Origin of the sequence: Bacillus sp. S71 (assembly GCF_016625265.1) — a bacterium.
GTDB classification, from domain to species: Bacteria; Bacillota; Bacilli; order Bacillales; family Bacillaceae_G; genus Bacillus_A; species Bacillus_A cereus.
In genome coordinates this window covers 98,109-119,165 of record NZ_JACVUW010000007.1, presented here as the reverse complement: position 1 = coordinate 119,165, position 21,057 = coordinate 98,109, and the positions used below count along the sequence as shown (strand labels likewise).

The window sequence follows — 21,057 nt, the reverse complement described above, 5'->3', positions numbered from 1 at the left end:
TTCACTTCCGTCTACCATAAGAATGCTTTCAGTCTACGGCATTCTCTCCCTATATGGCGATTTTGTAAGCTACTCTTCTCTATCAACGTTTTTCGTTATTTAACTTTTAATATAATGTACTTCAACTTATTATAAGAAGTTTTTTATTTGTTCGCAACCGGGCTTTGCAAATAATACGTTAAAATCCCTGCTGCAACCGCAACATTTAATGATTCTGCCCCGCCGTAAATCGGAATATACAAGTTTTGATCCGTTTTTGCAAGAATTTCTTGGCTTACGCCGCTTCCTTCATTTCCTACAATTAATGCAAAACTACCAGCCGGTGTTACTTCACCATACGGAACTCCATTTTCAAGAGCTGTTCCATATACAGGAACGTTATTTTCTTTTAACTTGTCTACCCATTCTTCTAAGTTCCCTTTTACAATTGGTAAGTGGAAAATAGAACCTTGTGTAGAGCGGAGTACTTTACTATTGTAAACATCAACACAACCTTCTCCAAGCACAACGGCGTGAATACCAGCTGCATCAGCTGTACGAATAATTGTTCCTAAATTACCTGGGTCTTGCAGGCCATCTAATAAAAGGAATTTCCCATCAGTAAGAGCTACTTCTTTCTCATGCTTCTCACAAACAGCAAATACACCTTGCGTCGTTTCTGTTTCACGAAGTATTTTTACAATCGCCTCAGGCACGATATACATTTCCACATCATTAACTGTCCAATCTTTCGGAAGGTCTGTCTGATCTGAAACGATAAGTTCTGTTACAATTCCTGCCTTCAGAGCTTCCTCGACTAAGTGAAATCCTTCTACAAAAAATAAACCTTTTTTATCGCGTTCTTTTTTCGTTTGCAGCTTTTTCCACTGCTTTACACGCGGATTTTGTACTGAATCAATGTTTTTCATAATATGTATTTCCCTCTCTTCTTGTCTTATCATTATAGCCTATTTTTCATACATATTTACATAAAAAAGAACAAAAACTAACGTCAGTTTCAATTCTGAAGAAGAGGTGAAAGCAATGAGTTTTAATTTACGCGGTGCCGTATTAGCGAATGTATCTGGTAATTCACAAGATCAATTACAAGAAACAATTGTCGATGCAATTCAAAGCGGTGAAGAAAAAATGCTTCCAGGTCTTGGCGTTTTATTTGAAGTCATTTGGAAAAACGCTGATGAAAATGAAAAGCACGAAATGTTAGAAACACTAGAGCAAGGATTAAAAAAATAAGCAATTTGAAAATCACCTTCGCATAAGCTAAGGTGATTTTTTTACGAAAAAAATTTTTCTTCTCCTAAACATTTCTACTTTACTAACGAACTATGATGGAGTACAATGTTCAAAATACATTTAAACCGATCGATTTTTCTTCGTATACATCATTAGATAAAAGGAGTGAATGTTTTATGCACCGTATTACGCTTGAACAAGTTTTTAAACATCACATTACACAAAAATACGTAAACCGTTCTGGAATGGTCCACGCGATCGCTGTCGCTTACCATGCGTTTCACCTAGCCAAAAAGCATCACGCCTCAGTCGATGCTGCGACAAAAGCCGGTTTCCTTCATGATATCGGACATCATACGTGGTACACAGGCGGCGAATGGGACTATGACTTATATAAAAAGAATGATATCCATGCAATTAAAGGTGCTGAAAGAGCACATAAATTGCTTATTAGATTGGGAGAACATCCAAAACTAGCAAAAGAAATTTCTATCGCAATTCTTCTTCATACAGATTCTTTCTTAGTAGAACAAGAAATTGAAAGAACATCTCTTCAAAATATTATTAAATGGGCAGACGAAGCAGATGAAGAACCAGGCGGAGCTCATCATTATAGAACGATTTCTTATGAAAAAGCACTTAAAGCTATTCAGCAATTAGATCGATTGGTAGAGCGTGAATTGCAAATAGAGCAAGCAAAATTGAATAACAAGGCAGAACATAGTTATCAATGAGAAAGAGGCATCACTACAGGGTGATACCTCTTTTATTATTTTATGGAAAATAAACCTTTATCCCGCATTAACGGGCAGTAAGACCCCCACCTCGAAATTCAGCAAAGACGAGGAAGTTAGGTGGAGAATCAACTGCCCGTAAAAGCCCGATTGGTGAGGGCTGATAATCAGTGGGGGATGAACCTCCCCAATGATTAAAGTTTCACTTTATATGTAATATTTAAATGTTACATTCAAAAACATTTTACTTTATAATTAAATATACAAATATAAAAGAGGTGATTTTACAAATGCAACCCGCTACACAGCTTTCTAATGAACAAAAACACTCGATGTCATGGGGACAATTTATTAGCTCTGTTTTATTCGCCTTTTTTGGAACTGGACTTATTACTGTGTTCCTCGCAATGCCATTAACAATTTATACAGCAGGTCTTACAGATAAAAAACAAGTTGCCCTGTATGAATCTATTGCAAATACTGCAAGTACCGTATTACAACTAGCTGTATTGTTATTCTTCATTTTTAAATTCGAACCCGCAAAAAAATTACTACTAAAATCTTTTAACTTTAAAACACTGAAAGAATGGCGCACATACGTATACTTACTTCTTTTCTTCGTTATCAACATCATACTCAATTACATCTTGTTAAATTATGTGTTCCAAGACGCAACAAAGCAGCAATCTTCCGCACTAAGCTTAGACGTCTTTAAGCAATATCAAATATTATTACTTCTCAGCTTTGCAATACTCACACCCATTTTTGAAGAACTTATTTTCCGTGGTTTTATACTTCGCTTCTTCTCAGAACGCTTTCCATTTTGGATTGCAGCCATCGTAACAAGTTTCTTCTTCGGTATCGCTCATACATACTCACTTGGGGTAATGGTAATTACTTTCTTTATGGGATTATTAATGGCCATTTTATGTAAAAAAACAAAGTCCATTATTCCAGCTATGTTATTTCATATTATGAATAACATGTTGGCATTCTTGAGTTAAAAAGAGGTATCATCGCGATACCTCTCTTTACTCTTTTATCATAACTTCAAACTCTTCTGCGGTTAGCGTTTTTGATAATCCGTATCGTTATTACCCATTTCCTTCAATTTATATATACTCATTAATAATATCCAAAATAAACCTCATGTAGTAAAATATAACTTAATTCACATAAAGGAGTTTACATATGTTCAGTATTATTTGGATGCTTTTCACGCCACTTCTCTTACTATGCGGGATTGCTGGTGGTATTTTTTTAATAGTAACGGGGATTAAATATCGGAAATTACTCGTTGGTTTAATGGGGCTACTTAGCCTATCCTTTGTCACACTACCTTTTGTTCTTTTAAGTGTAGGGATTCATATCGATACAATTTTCCCGATTCCAACTGCTCTTTACTGGACCCTATTTTCTTTAACTGGATTATTAGCAGGGGTAAGTGGAGTACAAGCCAAAATTAAAAGTATACGTAATACGGGATTCATTATTTTTACCATTGGAATATTAGGGGTTATTTTCTGGGTACTCATGTCTGTAGGTGATTCATTCTATATATAACATTTTTTGAAACCCACAAATCGGAGGTAATACAGAAGTGTTTGGAATATTAACTTGGATGATTTTGGCTCTTACTTTAATGTTATGCGAATTCATCGTCGGCATTTTTTTAATTATTGCTGGCATGAAACATCGTAAATTACTTACCATTATAGCTGGTTTCACTAGCATATTACTCATCGTTGTTCCTATTGTTTGTATAGGTTCTGGAATAGATTTAGAGGGGATGGTTCCAATTTCGGGAACTTTATATTGGTGCTTCTTCTCTTTAGCTGGACTATTAGCTATTATAAGCGGCAGGCAAATATCGAGTATTTGTTCTATGGGGACAATTTTGTTTATAACAGGGCTGTGCTCCGTAACTGGTTATCATTTTTTATATCTCACTCTTTAAAAAGGCAAAAAAGCAGGGAAATTAATTCCCTGCTTTTCTATTTGGTTTATTGCCTGATGGTAAGAAGAACGATAACACCCAAGCAATCCCTGCAAGTATCGTTGCAATTAAGAAGGCATCGTTAATACCGTTAATTGCAGATAGCTTTGAAATTTGTCCATATAATAGTTGTGTGCTCATCCCGTCTCCTGCTTGAGCTGATCCAGCTAAGGCCGCTAAGCTTTGACCCATGCCGTGTACTTTATCAACTAAAATTGGGTTTGATGTTGTTAACATGTTGCCGTAATCTGCTACGTGAGCAGTTGTTTGTTGCGTCATAAGTGTGATTAAAATCGCTGTTCCGATTGAACCAGCTACTTGTCTTGACGTATTTTGCGTTGCTGTACCGTGAGAAATTAATTTCATCGGTAGCGCGTTCATACCAGCTGTCATAATTGGCATCATAATGAATGACATACCAATTGAACGTATAATATAATCCGTCATAATAACGCTATACGGTGTATCCATCGATAATTTTGTAAATTCATATGTCGCATACGTCGTAATTGCCAATCCAATTATCGCTAATGGACGAATGCCATATTTATCGAATAATTTACCCGCTACTGGTCCCATGATCCCCATAATTAATGATCCTGGAAGAAGTAGTAAACCAGATTCAATTGGCGTAAAGCCACGAATGTTTTGCAGATATACTGGAAGCAATAACATACCTCCGAATAATGCCATCGTAACGATTGCGTTAATTACTAAAGTAAAAGTAAATACTGGATATTTAAATACTTGTAAATCAAGCATTTTATTGTCCGTTGTTAACTCTCTCCAAATAAATAACGCTAAACCAATTACACCGATAACAAGTGAAATAATGACTTCTGCACTAGTCCAACTATTATTTCCAGCTTCACTAAATCCGTACAATAAGCTTCCTAGTCCAATACTTGAACTAACCACACCGAATATATCTAATTTCGTTTTAGACACTGGCTGAGCTAGTGTAAAGAATTTTAAAGATAGGAACGTAATAATTAAACCTATAATAAACATCGCATAGAACATTAAGTTCCAGCTATAGTTTTCAATCACCCAACCTGTTACAGTTGGTCCGATAGCTGGCGCTAAAATCATCGCTACACCTAGTAATCCCATCGCCGCTCCGCGTTTATGAGGCGGGAATAACGTCATAAAGATATTCATACCAACCGGCATTAAAATACCCGCACCAACTGCTTGAATTACGCGACCTGTCATCATCATTGTAAAGTTTCCTGAAGTAGCACAAATGATAGATCCTACCGTGAAGAATAACATTGCTGCTACGAATAATTTACGATACGTAAATCGTGAAACTAAAAAGGCACTAATCGGTACTAAAATACCATTTACAAGCATGAAGCCTGTAATTAACCATTGTGCTGTTGAAGTTGATACATTAAATTCATTCATTAACGGAGGTAATGCAACGTTAATGATTGTTTGGTTTAAAATAGAAACGAACATGCCGAGAATTAATACAGCTACAACTGCTTTTACGTTCACATTCTCTACAGGCATAGACATTTGTTTTTTCGGCACTTCTTTTTCTTGTTTTACTTCTTCTTGCTTTCCTGTTTCTAACTCAACTACATTAGAAATTTCCGATTCTTGCTTTCGTTCAATTTCTTTCTCTTCTGTTTCAACTTTACTTACTTCTATTTTACTTACGGCTGGGACTTGTTCTTCTCCCATTTTCGTTTTTTTCTTTCGTAAAAGACGATTTACAAGGAAGAAGACGATTATACAAAATAGTGCATATCCTGCAATTACAATTGAGGACATCTCATCTCCCCCTTACTTATGAATACGAACTGTCACATTCATGCCAGGAACAATATTTACTGATTTGCTATGATCTAAAGAAATTTTAACTGGTACTACTTGTGTTACTTTCGTATAGTTCGCTGTTGCGTTGCTTGATGGCAACATAGAGAATGTATTCGCTGTTGTTAAGCCAACTTGTTCTACTTTTCCTGTTAACGTTGTATCTGGGTATGCATCTACATACACATCTACATCTTGACCTTTTTGAACATCATCAACATCTGTTTCTTCAATGTTTGCTGTTACCCATAAATTGTTCATATCAAATGCATAAGCAATCGGGCTACCTGCTCCAACGAAAGCATTTGTTGTTGCGTTTGATTGTACAACTGTTGCATTTTGTGGAATTGTTACATCTACTGTTTGTTCTCCATTAGCTGCCGCTACAGTAACAGTACCTAATTTATCGTTCTCATTATAATTTTTTCCTACTTCAGCTTTCCAGTCAGTTAGTTTACCTGCTACTGGTGAAGCAACCGGAATTACCTTTCCATCAATCTTTGCATTGTCTGTTTTTAAGTAATTTTCCGTTTGATTGTAATAGTAATAACCGCCAATACCGCCGCCAACTAGTACAATTAATGTGATAATGTTGATAATTACCATTCTTCGAAACTGATTCATTGCATTCCTCTCCTTATATCGCATATAATTTTTTTCTAAACTATTTATGTCCTTATTGTTTAGATTGTTTAATTGTTAATTATATTAACCTTTTAACAAAAAAATCACACCATCTGCAGCGTAAATCGAAATTTATCTACCTGCGAGCGGTGCTGATTTCTGAAGGACTATCGTTTATAATTATAAATAATTATTTTGAATCTACAACCGACAATTTACGTATGAAATGTCGTTTAAACAACAATATAATACCAATATGTTGTTTAAGTACAGAAAATTAAACGAGGGGAAATAAAAATGTCTATTAAAAATACAAATGATCCACGTGTAAAACGGACGAGACAACTCATACAGGATGCTTTTGTCGCTTTAGTAGGCGAAAAAGGTTTTGAAAATGTTACTGTTCAACATATTGCAGAACGCGCTCCTGTAAACCGCGCTACATTTTATAGCCATTACCACGATAAATATGACTTACTAGACAAAAGCATTGAAGAAATGTTAGAAAAGCTAACTGAAGTAATTAAACCGAGAAATAGAAATAAAGAAGATTTCCAACTAACATTTGATTCGCCACATCCAAGTTTTTTGGCCTTGTTCGAACATATTGCAGAAAACACTAACTTCTATAACGTCATGCTTGGTGATAAAGCTGCCGGAAACTATACGTATAAGATGATGAAAGCAATTCAAACGCATTTAACATTAAGCCTCTCTATTTCACAACCTAACGATGAAAAACTAATGGTTCCACGCGATATTCTCATTAGTTATGTTACTGGTGCCCATCTAGGGATGATTATGTCATGGCTTAAAAGAGGAATGATATATACCCCGCATTTTATGGCGATGCAATTAACTCGTTTAATTATTTTAGGCGCTCATACTGCAGCGGGATTAGAACGGCCTTTTTAAAACATAAAAAAGCGAAGGAGAATCTCCTTCGCTTTTTCTATTAATTAAATGTAATGTTATGTACAGCCTCTTTATCAAGACGTTTAATAACTTCTACAATTAACTTCACTGCATTTTCATAATCATCACGATGTAACATTGCCGCATGAGAATGGATATAGCGCGTTGCAATTGTAATTGCCATAGAAGGAATACCATTTACAGCAATGTGAATCGCACCCGCATCCGTTCCTCCGCCCGCTACTGAATCATATTGATACGGGATTTGTAATTCATCAGCAACATCAACTACGAAATCACGTAAACCTGTATGTCCAATAACAGAAGCATCATATAAAATGATTTGTGGTCCATCGCCCATTTTACTTTGCGCTTCTTTTGACGTTACACCCGGTGTATCTCCAGCGATACCAACATCTACTGCGAACGCGATATCTGGTTTAATATAATTCGCAGATGTTTTTGCGCCACGAAGACCAACTTCTTCTTGTACAGTTCCAACGCCGTATACAACGTTTGGATGCTTTTCATCTTTTAGTTGTTTTAATACGTCAATTGCAATTGCACAACCGATTCGGTTATCCCACGCTTTTGCAAGTAACATTTTTTCATTCTTCATCACTTGGAATTCAAAGTACGGTACAACTTGATCTCCTGGTCGTACGCCCCACTCCATCGCTTCTTCTTGGCTAGAAGCACCGATATCGATGAACATGTCTTTAATTTCAACTGGCTTTTTACGAGCTTCTGGAGGTAAAATGTGCGGTGGTTTTGAACCAATTACACCTGTTACATCTCCTTTACGCGTTACAATCGTCACGCGCTGTGCAAGCATAACTTGTGACCACCAGCCACCAACCGTTTGGAAGCGAAGGAAACCTTTGTCATCGATTTGTGTAATCATAAATCCAACTTCATCTAAATGACCTGCAACCATAATTTTCGGACCGTTTTCTTCCCCTACTTTTTTCGCAACTAAACTCCCTAAATTATCAGTAGAAAGTTCGTCCGCAAACGGCTCGATATATTTCTTCATTACTTCACGTGGTTCACGTTCGTTACCAGCAATACCACGTGCATCCGTTAATTCTTTTAGCATTGTCAATGTCGCGTCTAATTTTGTCATTGCCAACACCCTCCTTTTTCTTCAGTCAATTCATTATACAATAATTAAATTGAAATATTCAAAAATTAAATTAGTATCCTTGTGTTTGACGCTGATGATTTACCTCATTTTTATCTAAATATGCTTTTTCAATCTCTTCTTGCTCAAATTCAAGTGCTTGTCCAAGTCGAAGATAGCTCGTAAATAATTCAATATAGTTTGTAATAGATGGTTGATCTGTAAAACGAATTACTTTCGCATATGTGTCTAAGAAAATTTCCACTTGTGTTTTATTCGTTTGTGCACATTTATAGAATAAGAAGTTTTTATCAATACCTAAATCAATTCCGATTGATAAAATAAAATGCAAACCATCTACGTATTCTTCTAATATTACTTCACGTTCCGAAGCTGGTTTGTTGCTCCAATATTTAAAACAACGTGTTTCATTTGCAAGTTCACCAATTTCTACAAGAAGAGCTAACATTTTTTCTTTTAACAATTTTTTCGGTTGTAAGTCATGTTCTTTTGCAATACGGTCATCTAATTCTTTTTGTAATTTAAATAGTTGTAGTAAGTCCATTCTATTGTCCTCCTCCAACATCGCATTTTACGCAACAATGTTGTTTCATCTCAAAGTTCATTATTATGTTTCAGTTCTTATGAATAAGTCAGCTATCTACCTCTTTATAAAATAGCTTGTCCTTAATTTGCAAATACGTTTCAGTCATCACTCTTAAATTGTTCATCTGATGAAAGTTCCATATCATCTTTCCATTATAGCAGTGTCGTTTCGGCTAGGAAAGATACTCTTCTTTCCAAACGTGCATAATTAAAAAAAGCCAGGAGGATTCTCCTGACTTCATATATATATTCTTCTATATCACTATAGTTTTTATGTTGATTTTGTCATATCGATAACAACACATCCGTTAATCTTTAGAACTTCAAACTTCTCTCTGAACACAAACAAAAAAACCTTAGAAGAAAATTCTTCTAAGGTTTCAACTAATTAATTAGTTAATGTTGTTTTTTGCAACTGTTGCTAATTCAGCGAAAGCTTTTTCGTCATGAACAGCTAAGTCAGCAAGCATCTTGCGGTTAACTTCGATGCCAGCATTTTTAAGACCGTGCATTAAGCGGCTGTAAGAAAGACCATTCATACGAGCTGCTGCGTTGATACGTGTAATCCATAATTTACGGAAGTCACGTTTCTTTTGACGGCGGTCACGGAATGCATACATTAGAGATTTCATAACCTGTTGGTTAGCAACCTTGAATAATGTATTTTTTGAACCGTAGTAACCTTTTGCTAATTTAATTACTTTTTTACGACGTTGACGAGTAACTGTACCACCTTTTACTCTTGGCATAATATTACCTCCTAATTGTTCTATATATCAGCCGAACTTATTTTAAGTTGTCAAGCATTTGACGAATGCGTTTGAAGTCACCAGCGCTTACTACACCAGCTTTACGTAGTTTACGTTTAGCTTTTGTAGATTTGTTAGCGAATAAATGGCTTGTGTAAGCGTGAGAACGTTTCAGTTTACCTGATCCAGTCTTTTTGAAACGCTTTGCAGCGCCGCGATGAGTTTTTTGTTTAGGCATAGGTATTTCCTCCTCTATCTATTACTTATCGTTTTTCGGTGCTAAAACTAAGAACATACTGCGTCCTTCCATTTTAGGCTTAGATTCAACTGTACTAACTTCAGCACAAGCTTCTGAGAAGCGATCTAAAACACGTTGACCGATTTCTTTATGAGTAATGGCACGTCCTTTAAAGCGAATTGACGCTTTAACCTTGTCGCCTTTCTCTAAAAACTTGATAGCATTACGAAGTTTTGTGTTAAAGTCGTGTTCATCAATTGTTGGACTTAAACGAACTTCTTTCATGCTAATTACTTTTTGATTTTTGCGCTGCTCTTTTTCTTTCTTCTGTTGCTCAAAGCGGAATTTACCGTAGTCCATAATGCGGCATACTGGCGGTTTCGCATTTGGAGCAACTAATACTAAATCAAGATTAAGATTTGCAGCTAAGTCTAAAGCGTCATTACGAGACTTGATTCCAAGTTGATCGCCATTTGCGCCAACTAAACGTACTTCACGTGCACGAATTTGCTCGTTAATCATCATATCCTTGCTAATAGTAAGCCACCTCCAAGGTTTTCTCAGAACATATTTTGTAGTCATAGAACCCGACAAAAAAAGTGCGGGCATACGACACCCACACTTGTAAAATCTTAAGTAAGAAATACATTTACCTGCTAACTGCGAATGCGTCCATCAGGTGAGAAGCGGGTGCTTCTACTTGTTCCACAAAACAATATTCTATTATCCTTGATGAGTTTATCATAGGACATGACGTCTGTCAAGAAGACGCGATGTGTTTTACTAACAACAAGAAATATTGTAACAAACAACTAACATACTTGCAATACTTTTTTATGATAAGTGTTACATGGTTATTTTTTCTAGTTTTTCTCTTTTATATTACAAAGAAAAGCCGCGGTATACCGCGGCTTTTTCTTATCGTTTTCCTTCTACTTTAATCATGTCAACAAAAGCATCTAATGCGATTGTTTCTGATTTTTGTTCACCATATTTACGTACGTTTACGCCGTTTTCAGTTACTTCATTGTCACCTACTACAAGCATGTACGGAATTTTTTGCATTTGTGCTTCACGGATTTTGTAACCGATCTTCTCTTCACGAGTGTCTAATTCAACACGGATACCAGCACGACGCAATTCGTCTTGTACTTTCTTCGCATAGTCTAAATGTACTTGCGGAGAAACTGGAATTACTTGTACTTGAACTGGAGCTAACCAAGTTGGGAATGCACCTTTGTATTCTTCAATTAAGAAGGCTACGAAGCGTTCCATAGTTGATACAACACCACGGTGAATTACAACTGGACGATGTTGCTTACCGTCTTCGCCAACATAAGTTAATTCAAAGCGTTCTGGAAGTAAGAAGTCTAATTGTACAGTTGAAAGTGTTTCGTCTTTTCCAAGAGCAGTACGAACTTGAACATCAAGTTTTGGACCGTAGAATGCCGCTTCACCTTCAGCTTCATAGTAATCAAGACCCATTTCATCCATAGCTTCTTTTAACATACCTTGTGCTTTTTCCCACATCTCATCATCCGCATAATACTTTTTAGTATCTGCTGGATCACGATAAGATAGACGGAATGAGTAGTTCTCTAAACCGAAATCTTTGTACACTTCTAGAGTTAAGTTTACAACACGTTTTAACTCTTCTTTAATTTGATCTGGACGAACGAAAATGTGCGCATCGTTTAAAGTCATTCCGCGTACACGTTGTAACCCAGATAACGCACCTGACATTTCATAACGGTGCATTGTTCCAAGTTCCGCAATACGGATTGGTAATTCACGGTAGCTGTGAATATCATTTTTATAAACCATCATATGGTGAGGACAGTTCATTGGACGAAGAACTAATTCTTCATTATCCATTTCCATTGATGGGAACATGCCATCACGGTAGTGATTCCAGTGACCAGAAGTTTCATATAACTCTCTACTTCCTAATACTGGAGTGTATACGTGATCATAGCCTAAGCTTGCTTCTTTATCAACGATGTAACGCTCGATAATACGACGAATTGTTGCACCCTTTGGTAACCAAAGTGGTAAACCTTGTCCTACTTTTTGGCTATTAGTAAATAGTTTTAATTCTTTACCTAATTTACGGTGATCGCGCTCTTTCGCTTCTTCAAGCATACGTAAATGCTCATCTAATTCTGCTTTCTTAACGAATGCAGTACCGTAAATACGTTGTAACATTTTATTATTGCTATCGCCGCGCCAGTAAGCACCTGCAACGCTTAATAATTTAAATACTTTAATTTTCCCTGTAGATGGAAGGTGAACACCACGGCAAAGGTCGAAGAATTCGCCTTGCTCATAGATTGAAATAACTGCATCCTCTGGAAGATCGTTAATTAAATCTAATTTTAACTCATCACCAATTTCTTCAAAGCGACGAAGTGCTTCTGCACGTGGTACTTCATGACGAACGATTTCTAAGTTTTCGTTCACGATTTTTTGCATTTCTTTTTCGATTTTCTTGAAGTCTTCAACTGTAATTGCTTCTTCCATATCGATATCGTAATAGAAGCCATTTTCAATTACTGGACCAATGCCAAGCTCAAGCTTAACATCTTTATATAAACGTTTTAACGCTTGTGCTAAAAGGTGGGCTGTTGAATGGCGTAAAATATATAAGCCATCTTCAGAATCTAATGTAATAATAGAAACTGCACCATCTTCTTCGATTGGTGTAACAAGATCGATCATCTCATCGTTTAATTTTCCAGCTACAGCTTTTTTCTTTAAGCCTGGGCTAATAGAAGCTGCGATTTCTTCAGTTGTTACGCCTTTTGGAAACTCCTTCACAGCTCCATCAGGGAAAGTAATTTTAACTACATCTGCCATCACTGGTCACTCCTCTTTTTCTCAAAATAAAAAACACTCATCCCGTAAAAAGGGACGAGTGTTGAATTCGTGGTTCCACCCTTGTTCCAATTAACATAATTGTTAATTGCTCAAGTTCAACATAACGGTGTTGTCCGTTAGCAATTACTAGAAAAACCGTTCACTGCTAAAGTTTAGAGGTGGTAAGTAATAATCCCGTACTAGGAAGCTCACACCCTAAGGCTTCCCTCTCTGAAAATCGTAGAAAACTACTCATGTCCTCATCATAACATTTCGATATATTTCATTTATGTAGGTAATTATATGCTCAAAAACTTAGAAAATCAAGGGCGTTACCTTTATTTTTTAAATTTTTCACATTGCGCTCAAAATCATGTAATCCATGTAATTGGACCCGTTCTTGAAACACATTTCGCAAAGTAATAATCATATTATGGTCTTGTTCTTTCGTATATAAATAAATCTTTTTGGGCGAAATAGAAAGAAGCGGCGCAATTACTTTCGTATCAATATATACATCATTTTGCTTTAACAATTCCTCATCTATATATTGGACCAACTTCTCCTGTTTTAAACGTCTACCTTTATCATCATAAAAGATAAAGCTTTCATCAAAAATAAGATGCACGCAGGACAAGCGTGATTTACGGCTACTTACTTGTTGCCGAAGCGTCTCAATGAACATTTGGTATTCTTGCTCCATCTTATATTCATCAATTGCCACTTCCGCAAGTTTAGCCACCATTTCCCTATATGTACGAAGACGAAAACGGATATATGATGAAAACGAGAATGAGAGCGGATCACAAAGCCAATTATTTAAAGAAGACTTAATATATGACTCAAATGCGTTACGCGTTAAATCCTGAGCTACCCCTTTTCTTCTTCCCTTTAAAATCTCATGTGCCATGTGCAATATTTGATGACACTCTTCTTGTTCTTCATAAAAAAACTTTTCTTTTAAGATCGTATAAATCCACTCATTTTGTTTCACATTCACAATAAAATACACCATTACCGGCAATAAGATCTTTTCAATATAATTTGATTCACGTACTGGTATGTGAATCACCACTTTTTGTCCCTGTAAATACACACTCGTTTCCTTATATAATACTTCCGCTCTTTTCAGCAATTGTCTATATACGTGCATAGCATCATTTTTTTCTTCGAAGCAAATTTCAATCACTTTTGTCCCCCCTTTTATCCCTGCTCTAAAGGACTGTATCTATACGTTACAAATCCTATAAGAGTCCGTCCCGCGTGAAGTTCACTCTTAGTAGAATTACATTTCCTATCGTTAGAAAATCCACTCAATATGGCTTGCTAATTTTATATATATTAAGGGAGGGAGAAAAAAATGATACAAGCTACTATGAATTTTTTTATTGCATACTTTATTTATTACTAAAGGGAGGTATCTGAATGTTTGAATATAAATTCGTAAAAGTCGAATTTCATTGGGGGCTCACTCGCTCAAAACTAGCTGAAGACTACCAAGAAATTATTCAAGAACATGCTAGAGATGACTGGAGGTTCGTACAGATTGTTGCCCCTACGATTGGCAGTTCTGGACAACCTGAATATTTCGATCTCATATTTGAAAAGAAAATATCACTATAATACAAAAGAGCAAGCTTCTCAGCTTGCTCTTTTACTTATGACGACGGTTTTTCCCACCAATTGGAATTGGTTTCGCTAAATATTTAATTCGTTCCATAATACGTGCTGCCTTCATTTCTTCAGCCTCACCACGTTGTGTATACGTTAAATGATGTTCCAATTGTTTAAAATCAAAATTAGACGTAAAGAACGTCGGTAAGTTTTCTAACATACGGAATTGCAAGATTGCACCAAGCACATCGTCACGCACAAAGCTCGACATCGCTTCTGCCCCGATATCATCTAACATTAAAACTTGCACGCGTTTAACCGCATCAATCTTTTCGCCAATCGAATTATCTTGAATCGAACTTTTAATTTCACGTAAAAATTCCGGGAAGTATACGAGCATCGAACTTATTTTCTTTCGAGCAAGCTCGTTCGCAATTGCTCCTAAAAGGTACGTTTTTCCTACACCAAATTTACCGTACAAATATAAACCTTGTGCTTTTTTACCTGGTTCATATGTACTTAAAAATTCATTCGCTGCGCCAATTGCATCGATACGTGCATTTAAGTCAGAAGGGTCTAAGTTTTCCATAGTTGCCTGTAAAATATCCGTTGGCATATATACACTTTGAACGAGTTTTTCATATTTCTTTCTCTCGTCATATGCTACTTTTCTAACGCAACGATCGTATTGAATATCAATCATCTTCCCTTGAATAACAAGCTTTGGCTCGTATCCTTGCAGCATATTTTTACATGCACCTAAATCCGGACAATCCACGCAACCTACACTTTGTCCAATATATTCATATAACTTCACAAGACTGCGCTCAATCATAGAAGTCGTTACTTCACCTTTATGTTCGTCTATAAATTCTTTCACACGCGGGTGCGCCATTACTTCTGCCTTTAATACTTCATATCTATTTTTAAAGTTTTCATTTTCCATTAATTTTGTAAATGAATTTTGAATATGCTCCATTTTCTCACCTCAAAGAGCGTTCATTCTCTTCTATTAATCACGCTTATATTTTTTTAACACTTCTTCTAATCGTTTTCGTTCATCTTCTAGCGTACTTGCATCTTTTTCTACACTTACATCTTTCTTCGCCGTTTCTTTCTCTTGTTCTTTCGGCTCTTCTTCCTTAAGCCAATCTGGCACCATTTCTTTTCGTACCGTTTTCTTCGCCGTACGGCCTTTTTTCTTCGTCTCAGCCCACTCTTGATATTGACGGTTCTCTTCTTTCGCTAACGCCATCGCGTCCGCTACTGTACCGACCTTTTTACGTGCCCAATGCCCAGCAATCTTCTCGACATACGTTTTCGCAAGTTTCATATCTGAGCGTAGCATAACGTAATAAATAAGTACATTCACAACTCCTGGTGTCAATTTTTGATTAATCATGACATCTTCAACGATTTGCAAGTCCGCTTTCGTTGCCTCTGCACCACCAGAAATCTCTTTCAATAGTTGTTTTGGCGAGATTTCCTCTAGCTGCTTTATTAACATCTCCTCTTGTGATGAAGGCTCTTTCTCTTTCATCGTACGTGCAGCATGAGGCTGTACTCTTTCACTTAGTACCGGTAATGCTTGACCATTTTCAAATTGATACCAATCTCGCGCTCCTTTTCTAAGCCTTTCCATATCAATTGTTTGCATCTCTGTCACCGCACCAAGAACGATATTTTGCATCGATAACACATCTACACCATACACGTAAGCAAGTGTTATAACGCAGTCTCTTACTTGATCTGTAATCGCCTTTTTAGGAACAAGAGCGGACAATCCATCTACAAATAAAGAGAAATCAAAGAAATCATTCCAAACTTTCGGAGCGTCTCCCTTCTCGTTACTTGGCATAGTTGTCGTTTTTGGAATACGAAGGTCTTCTTGCGCATGCTCAAGCTGTCCTGGATTAAACGAACCAAACACATCATTGAAAGAGCGCGTAACATTTTCATAAGAAGCAAAATCAAATTCTTCTTCTAAGAAATATTGCTTTACTTGATTATATTTTGTCCGACTCAATCGATTGTATAAAAAGATACTTAAAACAATATCATCAAAAAACTGCTTCGGAGATAAAGGTGGTTGCAACTCATATATGAACATTCGAATATCTTTTTCTTTCTTAATATATACCTTCAAAAGCCCAATTGCCTCTAACTTTACTCGTTCCTCATATATTTCAGGAAGTTGCATTTGCATAGTCACCATAAGGGAATGATGTGTATTCTCTTTTCCAAATACACGATCTTGCTCTAGCTCCCCCCATAGTGTCATGTATAAGCTAAAAGCTCTACTACCTATTAACGGCTGATACAACATCGTCAATACTTTTCGGTCGTAATTATGCAGTAGCCCTTTCGCACTTACTTTATAACGATCAATCGGCAATAGCTCCATCCATGACTGTTTTTCCATTCTTGCTTTTCCTTTCTCTCATCCAATCTATCCTCTACTTCATTCCTTCTATCTTCATTATATAAATTCTTAGTGAAAAAGAGCTATTAGCTTTCGCTTCTAGCTCTCTTATCCTATTACTTACGGTATGTAAAGAGAATAAAATACAACTTCTACTCTCTTTCTTTTTGCAGTATATCTTTTAATTCTTCAATAAATACATTTAAATCTTTAAATTGACGATATACAGAAGCAAAACGTACATAAGCAACATCATCAATATCGCGAAGTTCTTCCATAACAATTTCACCAATCATATCACTTTTCACTTCTGATATACCTAAATTACGCAGTTCACGTTCCACGCTTTGTGTTACTTCTTCTAATTGTCTTAAAGATACTGGTCTTTTTTCACACGCTTTAATTAAACCGCGTAAAATCTTTTCTTTATTAAACTCTTCTCGTGTGCCTTCTTTTTTAACAACGATAAGAGGTGACTCTTCTACCCTTTCAAAGGTCGTAAAGCGACTTAAACAACTTTCACACTCTCTTCTTCTTCGAATAGAGCGCCCCTCGTCTACCGGACGCGAATCTAACACTCTTGTACCATTATGAGAACAGGATGGACAACGCAATTCATTCACTCCTTTACACTATACTCTTTATTTTTCTCTACTCAATTCACCTAAAATATATATACAATATTATATAACTCATTCTAACTCTCTTACCACTTTAAGTTTCAGCGCATCACTTTATCATCTCATACTTAAAAATAAGATGGTATATAGGGCACTACCTCATTTGCAAGAGTCCAATGTATTCAACTAACGAGTACGTTATATTTTTCCTTTTTTATAAACTAAAAAAGAGGTGCATTATACACCTCTTTACATTTTAAATCAATTATGTTCTTTTTTAAAGAGCTTTTGTTTCTCTCTGCTTAATTTCGAAGCTACCAGTGCCTCGAGGAAGCTCGATGCTCTCACGCGTTTTCGCGTTTAAACCTTCTGCAATATATTCTGCAGCAACATTTGGATCAATACGATCCCCACAAGTATAAACATCAATACTTGCGTAACCGTGCTCCGGAAAGCTATGAATTGTTAAATGTGATTCTGAGATAATTACTACTCCACTTACACCTTGTGGTGCAAATTTATGGAAAGCAACCTCACGCACTTCAGCACCAGCTCTTAGTGCTGCATCCACAAATAATTGTTCAATATACGGCATGTCATTAAGCTTGTCGAAATCGCAATCCCAAAGTTCAGCGATCACGTGACGACCCATCGTATCCATAGTATCCATTCTACAGTTCCCCCTTGTAAATTTATTCTAACTGTTCGAATTGAAAACTAATTTGCAATTTGGCTTGCTCCACTACCACGGGGGAAAGTTAGTCCAGAGAGGTCCTAACCCTTTAAGTAGTGACTACGTACCTCAGCTCTTAAGTTTACGAGTGTTAGTATACTTTGTTTATTTTCATTTTGCAACAACAGTTTTTTCGATTTTCTGTCATATTTTCCTCTTTACTTTTCCCTAAAAAAAATAAACGATTCACAAATGCAGTAATCACAACGTTTCGTGGTATGTCCACTTTTTAAAATATACTTATATAATTTTTTTCCTTTTCAGAAAAAAATAAAAAAAGAGGGCAAATATTGCCTTGCCCTCTCCTCCCTTATTCACTTAAATGTGTTGCACATTTTCTTGTTTCGCTAACTCTTCAACAACTAACGTTACAAGATCTACAACACGACGAGAGTAGCCCCACTCGTTATCATACCAAGCAAGTACTTTCACTTTACGATCACCCATTACCATTGTAGATAAACCATCGATAATAGCTGAATGTGTATTTGTATTAAAGTCGATAGATACTAAAGGCTCTTCGCTGAATTCTACAATACCTTTTAAAGCACCGTTTGCAACAGTTTTGAATGCATCGTTAATAGCTTCAACTGTCACATCGCGTTTTACATCTACTACTAAGTCAACAAGAGACACGTTTGGTGTTGGTACACGAAGTGCCATACCATGAAGTTTTCCGTTTAAGTGCGGAAGAACTTTTGCTAGCGCTTTCGCAGCACCTGTCGTTGTCGGAATGATTGATTGTCCGCAAGCACGTGCTCTTCTTAAATCTTTATGTGGGTTATCAATATTTTTTTGGTCATTTGTATAAGCGTGAACTGTCGTCATTAAACCGTTTTCAATTCCAAACTGCTCATCTAACACCTTCACAACAGGCGCTAAACAGTTTGTTGTACAAGATGCATTTGAAATAACAGTATGTTTTGTAATATCTAATTGGTCTTCGTTCACACCAACTACAATTGTTACATCTTCATTTTTACCAGGCGCTGTTAAAATAACTTTTTTCGCTCCAGCTTCAACGTGAAGAATTGCTTTTTCTTTTGAATTAAATTTACCAGTTGCTTCAATTACAACTTCAACACCTAAATCTGTCCAAGGCAATTCCTTTGGATCGCGGTTGTTTAAAAGGCGAATCATTTTTCCATCAACTAATAAGTGATCTTCAAATGCTTCTACTGTTCCGTCAAACTTGCCATGAACTGTATCATATTTAATTAAGTGTGCTAACGTTTCAGATGGATAGCTTGCATTGATTGCTACAATTTCGAATGCGCTTTCTTTTATTGCTTGACGAAATACCATTCTCCCAATACGTCCAAATCCATTAATTGCCACACGAGTCATAATATGTTATCCCCCTTGAATGCGTTATACTATTTATCTCCAATCCCAATAATAGTATAACACAAAAAGGAGATATGTCACTAAGCATTTTCATTAATTTCACAATTTTTTAGTCAATAATGTTCCACTTCTTTAAAATTACCTGCAATTGTGTTTTCGTTCTCATAATTGTGCCATCATTATTTATCACTTCATCTGCATTTTTCACTTTTTCTTCTAACGGCATTTGAGATTGAATACGAGCTGTTGCTTCTTCTTCTGAAAAGTTATTTCGTTTCATTAAACGCTCTAATTGCGTATGCGGCTTAACTGCTACAACTAAAACGCGGTCAACAAGACTTGTTAATTTGCTTTCAAATAAGAGAGGAATATCTAACACAACCGCTTGCATATCTTCTTTTATGTACATTTCCTTTTGCCTATTCATTTCCTCACGCACTGCAGGATGAACAATTTTATTTAACTGCAATCGTTTTTCTTTATTATAGAAAACGACACTTCCCAGTTTTGGACGATCTAGTTCTCCATCTTCTTGTAACACTTCCGTTCCAAATACTTCTACTATTTTGTTATATGCTGGTTTTCCTTGCTCTACAACTTCTCGTGCAATAATATCTGCATCAATAACCGGTATGCTGAGTTCACGAAACATTTGAGATACTGTACTTTTTCCACTTGCAATGCCTCCTGTTAATCCAATTACTACTGTCATAATAAGCCTCCTCATAATAAAAGGCGCGAAACTAATGTTCCACGCCCATACTTACATTTTCCAAATTCCAATAATGATGAGTAATACTCCAGGCAGGAATGTAAATTTTTGTAACCACTTCATATTCGATAAAACCGTTCCAAGTTTCATTCCAATAAATAAAAACAAAGAACTCATAATTGCAACTAATATCGCCATCATAGCGGGTGCATACCCTAATAAAGATGCACCAATTCCGGCACCAAATGAGTCTACAGAAAGAGCGATACCGAGAAGTAATGCTTCTCCTGCAGAAATAGTACCCGATTTATCAAAATCTGCTACAGTCGGTTTCCGTAAAATTTGAATCACTAGCCCTAGCGAGGCAATCTCTAATTTCCAGACCTTCTCCTCTTGCTTCGGTTCTTCTTTTTTCTCACTTCGAAAAAATTGATACAATACCCAAATCCCTATTCCAATAAGAACAAGCCCACCGATACGCGTTGCGATAACAGGTGAAAATACTTTCGCGATCATATGTCCAATTCCCATTGAAACAAGCATAACAGCCGCTGAACACATTCCGATAATTATAATTGATCTTAGTGGAATTCTTACGCTTCTTAAACCATATGTTAGCCCTACACTACAGCTATCTAAGCTTAATGTAAAAGCTAATAAAATAAGAGATAAATAAAGGTACATCGGTAAGCTCCTCCCTTATACATAGCT

24 protein-coding genes and 3 other annotated features (1 of these 27 cut by a window edge) are annotated in these 21,057 nt (G+C 36.3%); of the genes, 7 read left to right on the top strand and 17 right to left on the bottom strand.

Going from position 1 to position 21,057, the window contains the following annotated elements; all coding sequences use genetic code 11:
• Positions 1-95, bottom strand: a binding site (T-box leader) (it extends 134 nt beyond the left edge of the window).
• A gap of 48 nt (positions 96-143) precedes the next feature.
• A complete protein-coding gene (locus IBT51_RS17160) occupies positions 144-941 on the bottom strand; it encodes a TrmH family RNA methyltransferase (RefSeq protein ID WP_200458497.1) in 798 nt (265 codons plus the stop codon).
• An 82-nt stretch (positions 942-1,023) separates the two neighbouring features.
• On the opposite strand from IBT51_RS17160, the gene sspI reads away from it, so the two are divergent.
• From sspI to IBT51_RS17135, 5 genes are all read left to right on the top strand, one after another.
• Complete coding sequence (sspI, locus tag IBT51_RS17155; RefSeq protein WP_000009509.1) at positions 1,024-1,233, top strand: small acid-soluble spore protein SspI; 210 nt, start codon at positions 1,024-1,026, stop codon at positions 1,231-1,233.
• A 176-nt stretch (positions 1,234-1,409) separates the two neighbouring features.
• Complete coding sequence (locus tag IBT51_RS17150) at positions 1,410-1,967, top strand: HD domain-containing protein (RefSeq protein WP_000554803.1); 558 nt, start codon at positions 1,410-1,412, stop codon at positions 1,965-1,967.
• Between the two features lie 290 nt (positions 1,968-2,257).
• The gene (locus IBT51_RS17145) at positions 2,258-2,971 is read left to right on the top strand and encodes a CPBP family intramembrane glutamic endopeptidase (RefSeq protein ID WP_001182112.1); all 714 of its coding nucleotides are present in this window, start codon (positions 2,258-2,260) and stop codon (positions 2,969-2,971) included.
• A gap of 187 nt (positions 2,972-3,158) precedes the next feature.
• A complete protein-coding gene (locus IBT51_RS17140; RefSeq protein ID WP_088024390.1) occupies positions 3,159-3,530 on the top strand; it encodes a DNA-binding protein in 372 nt (123 codons plus the stop codon).
• Positions 3,531-3,567: 37 nt separating this feature from the next.
• Positions 3,568-3,924: a hypothetical protein gene (locus IBT51_RS17135; RefSeq protein WP_000467059.1), complete on the top strand. Its 357-nt coding sequence runs from the start codon at positions 3,568-3,570 to the stop codon at positions 3,922-3,924.
• Positions 3,925-3,945: 21 nt separating this feature from the next.
• Here IBT51_RS17135 and IBT51_RS17130 read toward each other — a convergent pair whose 3' ends face one another.
• Positions 3,946-5,745 carry a DHA2 family efflux MFS transporter permease subunit gene (locus IBT51_RS17130; protein ID WP_069356282.1) on the bottom strand — a complete coding sequence of 600 codons (1,800 nt, stop codon included), beginning with the start codon at positions 5,743-5,745 and terminating at the stop codon, positions 3,946-3,948.
• Positions 5,746-5,757: 12 nt separating this feature from the next.
• Positions 5,758-6,411: an HlyD family secretion protein gene (locus tag IBT51_RS17125; protein WP_001071419.1), complete on the bottom strand. Its 654-nt coding sequence runs from the start codon at positions 6,409-6,411 to the stop codon at positions 5,758-5,760.
• A gap of 297 nt (positions 6,412-6,708) precedes the next feature.
• Between IBT51_RS17125 and IBT51_RS17120 the strand changes: the two genes are divergently transcribed.
• Positions 6,709-7,326: a TetR/AcrR family transcriptional regulator gene (locus IBT51_RS17120; protein ID WP_000023672.1), complete on the top strand. Its 618-nt coding sequence runs from the start codon at positions 6,709-6,711 to the stop codon at positions 7,324-7,326.
• Positions 7,327-7,366: 40 nt separating this feature from the next.
• Here IBT51_RS17120 and IBT51_RS17115 read toward each other — a convergent pair whose 3' ends face one another.
• From IBT51_RS17115 to ytxC, 7 genes are all read right to left on the bottom strand, one after another.
• Positions 7,367-8,452 carry a M42 family metallopeptidase gene (locus tag IBT51_RS17115; RefSeq protein ID WP_000163555.1) on the bottom strand — a complete coding sequence of 362 codons (1,086 nt, stop codon included), beginning with the start codon at positions 8,450-8,452 and terminating at the stop codon, positions 7,367-7,369.
• Positions 8,453-8,522: 70 nt separating this feature from the next.
• Positions 8,523-9,014, bottom strand: coding sequence for a dUTP diphosphatase (locus IBT51_RS17110; RefSeq protein WP_000365050.1), 492 nt, complete (start codon positions 9,012-9,014; stop codon positions 8,523-8,525).
• 433 nt (positions 9,015-9,447) lie between these two features.
• Positions 9,448-9,804: a 50S ribosomal protein L20 gene (gene rplT / locus IBT51_RS17105; protein ID WP_001138362.1), complete on the bottom strand. Its 357-nt coding sequence runs from the start codon at positions 9,802-9,804 to the stop codon at positions 9,448-9,450.
• A 37-nt stretch (positions 9,805-9,841) separates the two neighbouring features.
• Positions 9,842-10,042 (bottom strand): 50S ribosomal protein L35, encoded by a 201-nt coding sequence (rpmI, locus tag IBT51_RS17100; RefSeq protein ID WP_001125945.1) that lies wholly within the window; start codon positions 10,040-10,042, stop codon positions 9,842-9,844.
• Between the two features lie 21 nt (positions 10,043-10,063).
• Positions 10,064-10,567 carry a translation initiation factor IF-3 gene (infC, locus tag IBT51_RS17095; protein WP_000973215.1) on the bottom strand — a complete coding sequence of 168 codons (504 nt, stop codon included), beginning with the start codon at positions 10,565-10,567 and terminating at the stop codon, positions 10,064-10,066.
• A 62-nt stretch (positions 10,568-10,629) separates the two neighbouring features.
• Positions 10,630-10,750, bottom strand: a sequence feature (ribosomal protein L20 leader region).
• Between the two features lie 210 nt (positions 10,751-10,960).
• The gene (thrS, locus tag IBT51_RS17090) at positions 10,961-12,898 is read right to left on the bottom strand and encodes a threonine--tRNA ligase (protein WP_000786077.1); all 1,938 of its coding nucleotides are present in this window, start codon (positions 12,896-12,898) and stop codon (positions 10,961-10,963) included.
• Positions 12,899-12,945: 47 nt separating this feature from the next.
• Positions 12,946-13,174 (bottom strand) — a binding site (T-box leader).
• A 31-nt stretch (positions 13,175-13,205) separates the two neighbouring features.
• The gene (gene ytxC, locus IBT51_RS17085; RefSeq protein WP_044796478.1) at positions 13,206-14,087 is read right to left on the bottom strand and encodes a putative sporulation protein YtxC; all 882 of its coding nucleotides are present in this window, start codon (positions 14,085-14,087) and stop codon (positions 13,206-13,208) included.
• 236 nt (positions 14,088-14,323) lie between these two features.
• Here ytxC and IBT51_RS17080 point away from each other — a divergent pair, with 236 nt between their 5' ends.
• Positions 14,324-14,521, top strand: a complete 198-nt coding sequence (locus IBT51_RS17080; RefSeq protein WP_000464454.1) for a DUF4177 domain-containing protein — start codon at positions 14,324-14,326, stop codon at positions 14,519-14,521.
• Positions 14,522-14,552: 31 nt separating this feature from the next.
• On the opposite strand, the gene dnaI is transcribed toward IBT51_RS17080, so the two are convergent.
• From dnaI to ytaF, 7 genes are all read right to left on the bottom strand, one after another.
• Positions 14,553-15,491, bottom strand: coding sequence for a primosomal protein DnaI (dnaI, locus tag IBT51_RS17075; protein WP_000400120.1), 939 nt, complete (start codon positions 15,489-15,491; stop codon positions 14,553-14,555).
• A 33-nt stretch (positions 15,492-15,524) separates the two neighbouring features.
• The gene (locus IBT51_RS17070; protein WP_000415025.1) at positions 15,525-16,934 is read right to left on the bottom strand and encodes a replication initiation and membrane attachment family protein; all 1,410 of its coding nucleotides are present in this window, start codon (positions 16,932-16,934) and stop codon (positions 15,525-15,527) included.
• Positions 16,935-17,086: 152 nt separating this feature from the next.
• Positions 17,087-17,548 carry a transcriptional regulator NrdR gene (gene nrdR / locus IBT51_RS17065; RefSeq protein WP_001203687.1) on the bottom strand — a complete coding sequence of 154 codons (462 nt, stop codon included), beginning with the start codon at positions 17,546-17,548 and terminating at the stop codon, positions 17,087-17,089.
• A gap of 283 nt (positions 17,549-17,831) precedes the next feature.
• Entirely contained in the window at positions 17,832-18,215 is a 384-nt protein-coding gene (gene speD / locus IBT51_RS17060; RefSeq protein ID WP_002003660.1) for an adenosylmethionine decarboxylase, read from the bottom strand.
• A gap of 390 nt (positions 18,216-18,605) precedes the next feature.
• Positions 18,606-19,634, bottom strand: a complete 1,029-nt coding sequence (locus tag IBT51_RS17055; protein ID WP_000198974.1) for a glyceraldehyde-3-phosphate dehydrogenase — start codon at positions 19,632-19,634, stop codon at positions 18,606-18,608.
• 109 nt (positions 19,635-19,743) lie between these two features.
• Entirely contained in the window at positions 19,744-20,346 is a 603-nt protein-coding gene (coaE, locus tag IBT51_RS17050) for a dephospho-CoA kinase (protein ID WP_200458496.1), read from the bottom strand.
• Positions 20,347-20,397: 51 nt separating this feature from the next.
• Positions 20,398-21,030: a sporulation membrane protein YtaF gene (ytaF, locus tag IBT51_RS17045; protein WP_000281743.1), complete on the bottom strand. Its 633-nt coding sequence runs from the start codon at positions 21,028-21,030 to the stop codon at positions 20,398-20,400.
• Positions 21,031-21,057 lie beyond the last annotated feature (27 nt).

Coding starts and splice junctions, on each gene's coding strand:
- IBT51_RS17115 (WP_000163555.1), bottom strand. CDS start 8,452: ATGACAAAATTAGACGCGACATTGACAATGCTAAAAGAATTAACGGAT.
- speD (WP_002003660.1), bottom strand. CDS start 18,215: ATGGATACGATGGGTCGTCACGTGATCGCTGAACTTTGGGATTGCGAT.
- IBT51_RS17120 (WP_000023672.1), top strand. CDS start 6,709: ATGTCTATTAAAAATACAAATGATCCACGTGTAAAACGGACGAGACAA.
- IBT51_RS17080 (WP_000464454.1), top strand. CDS start 14,324: ATGTTTGAATATAAATTCGTAAAAGTCGAATTTCATTGGGGGCTCACT.
- coaE (WP_200458496.1), bottom strand. CDS start 20,346: ATGACAGTAGTAATTGGATTAACAGGAGGCATTGCAAGTGGAAAAAGT.
- sspI (WP_000009509.1), top strand. CDS start 1,024: ATGAGTTTTAATTTACGCGGTGCCGTATTAGCGAATGTATCTGGTAAT.
- IBT51_RS17070 (WP_000415025.1), bottom strand. CDS start 16,934: ATGGAAAAACAGTCATGGATGGAGCTATTGCCGATTGATCGTTATAAA.
- IBT51_RS17125 (WP_001071419.1), bottom strand. CDS start 6,411: ATGAATCAGTTTCGAAGAATGGTAATTATCAACATTATCACATTAATT.
- IBT51_RS17160 (WP_200458497.1), bottom strand. CDS start 941: ATGATAAGACAAGAAGAGAGGGAAATACATATTATGAAAAACATTGAT.
- rplT (WP_001138362.1), bottom strand. CDS start 9,804: ATGCCAAGAGTAAAAGGTGGTACAGTTACTCGTCAACGTCGTAAAAAA.
- rpmI (WP_001125945.1), bottom strand. CDS start 10,042: ATGCCTAAACAAAAAACTCATCGCGGCGCTGCAAAGCGTTTCAAAAAG.
- IBT51_RS17055 (WP_000198974.1), bottom strand. CDS start 19,634: ATGACTCGTGTGGCAATTAATGGATTTGGACGTATTGGGAGAATGGTA.
- IBT51_RS17130 (WP_069356282.1), bottom strand. CDS start 5,745: ATGTCCTCAATTGTAATTGCAGGATATGCACTATTTTGTATAATCGTC.
- IBT51_RS17150 (WP_000554803.1), top strand. CDS start 1,410: ATGCACCGTATTACGCTTGAACAAGTTTTTAAACATCACATTACACAA.
- IBT51_RS17145 (WP_001182112.1), top strand. CDS start 2,258: ATGCAACCCGCTACACAGCTTTCTAATGAACAAAAACACTCGATGTCA.
- ytaF (WP_000281743.1), bottom strand. CDS start 21,030: ATGTACCTTTATTTATCTCTTATTTTATTAGCTTTTACATTAAGCTTA.
- infC (WP_000973215.1), bottom strand. CDS start 10,567: ATGATGATTAACGAGCAAATTCGTGCACGTGAAGTACGTTTAGTTGGC.
- thrS (WP_000786077.1), bottom strand. CDS start 12,898: ATGGCAGATGTAGTTAAAATTACTTTCCCTGATGGAGCTGTGAAGGAG.
- IBT51_RS17110 (WP_000365050.1), bottom strand. CDS start 9,014: ATGGACTTACTACAACTATTTAAATTACAAAAAGAATTAGATGACCGT.
- dnaI (WP_000400120.1), bottom strand. CDS start 15,491: ATGGAGCATATTCAAAATTCATTTACAAAATTAATGGAAAATGAAAAC.
- IBT51_RS17140 (WP_088024390.1), top strand. CDS start 3,159: ATGTTCAGTATTATTTGGATGCTTTTCACGCCACTTCTCTTACTATGC.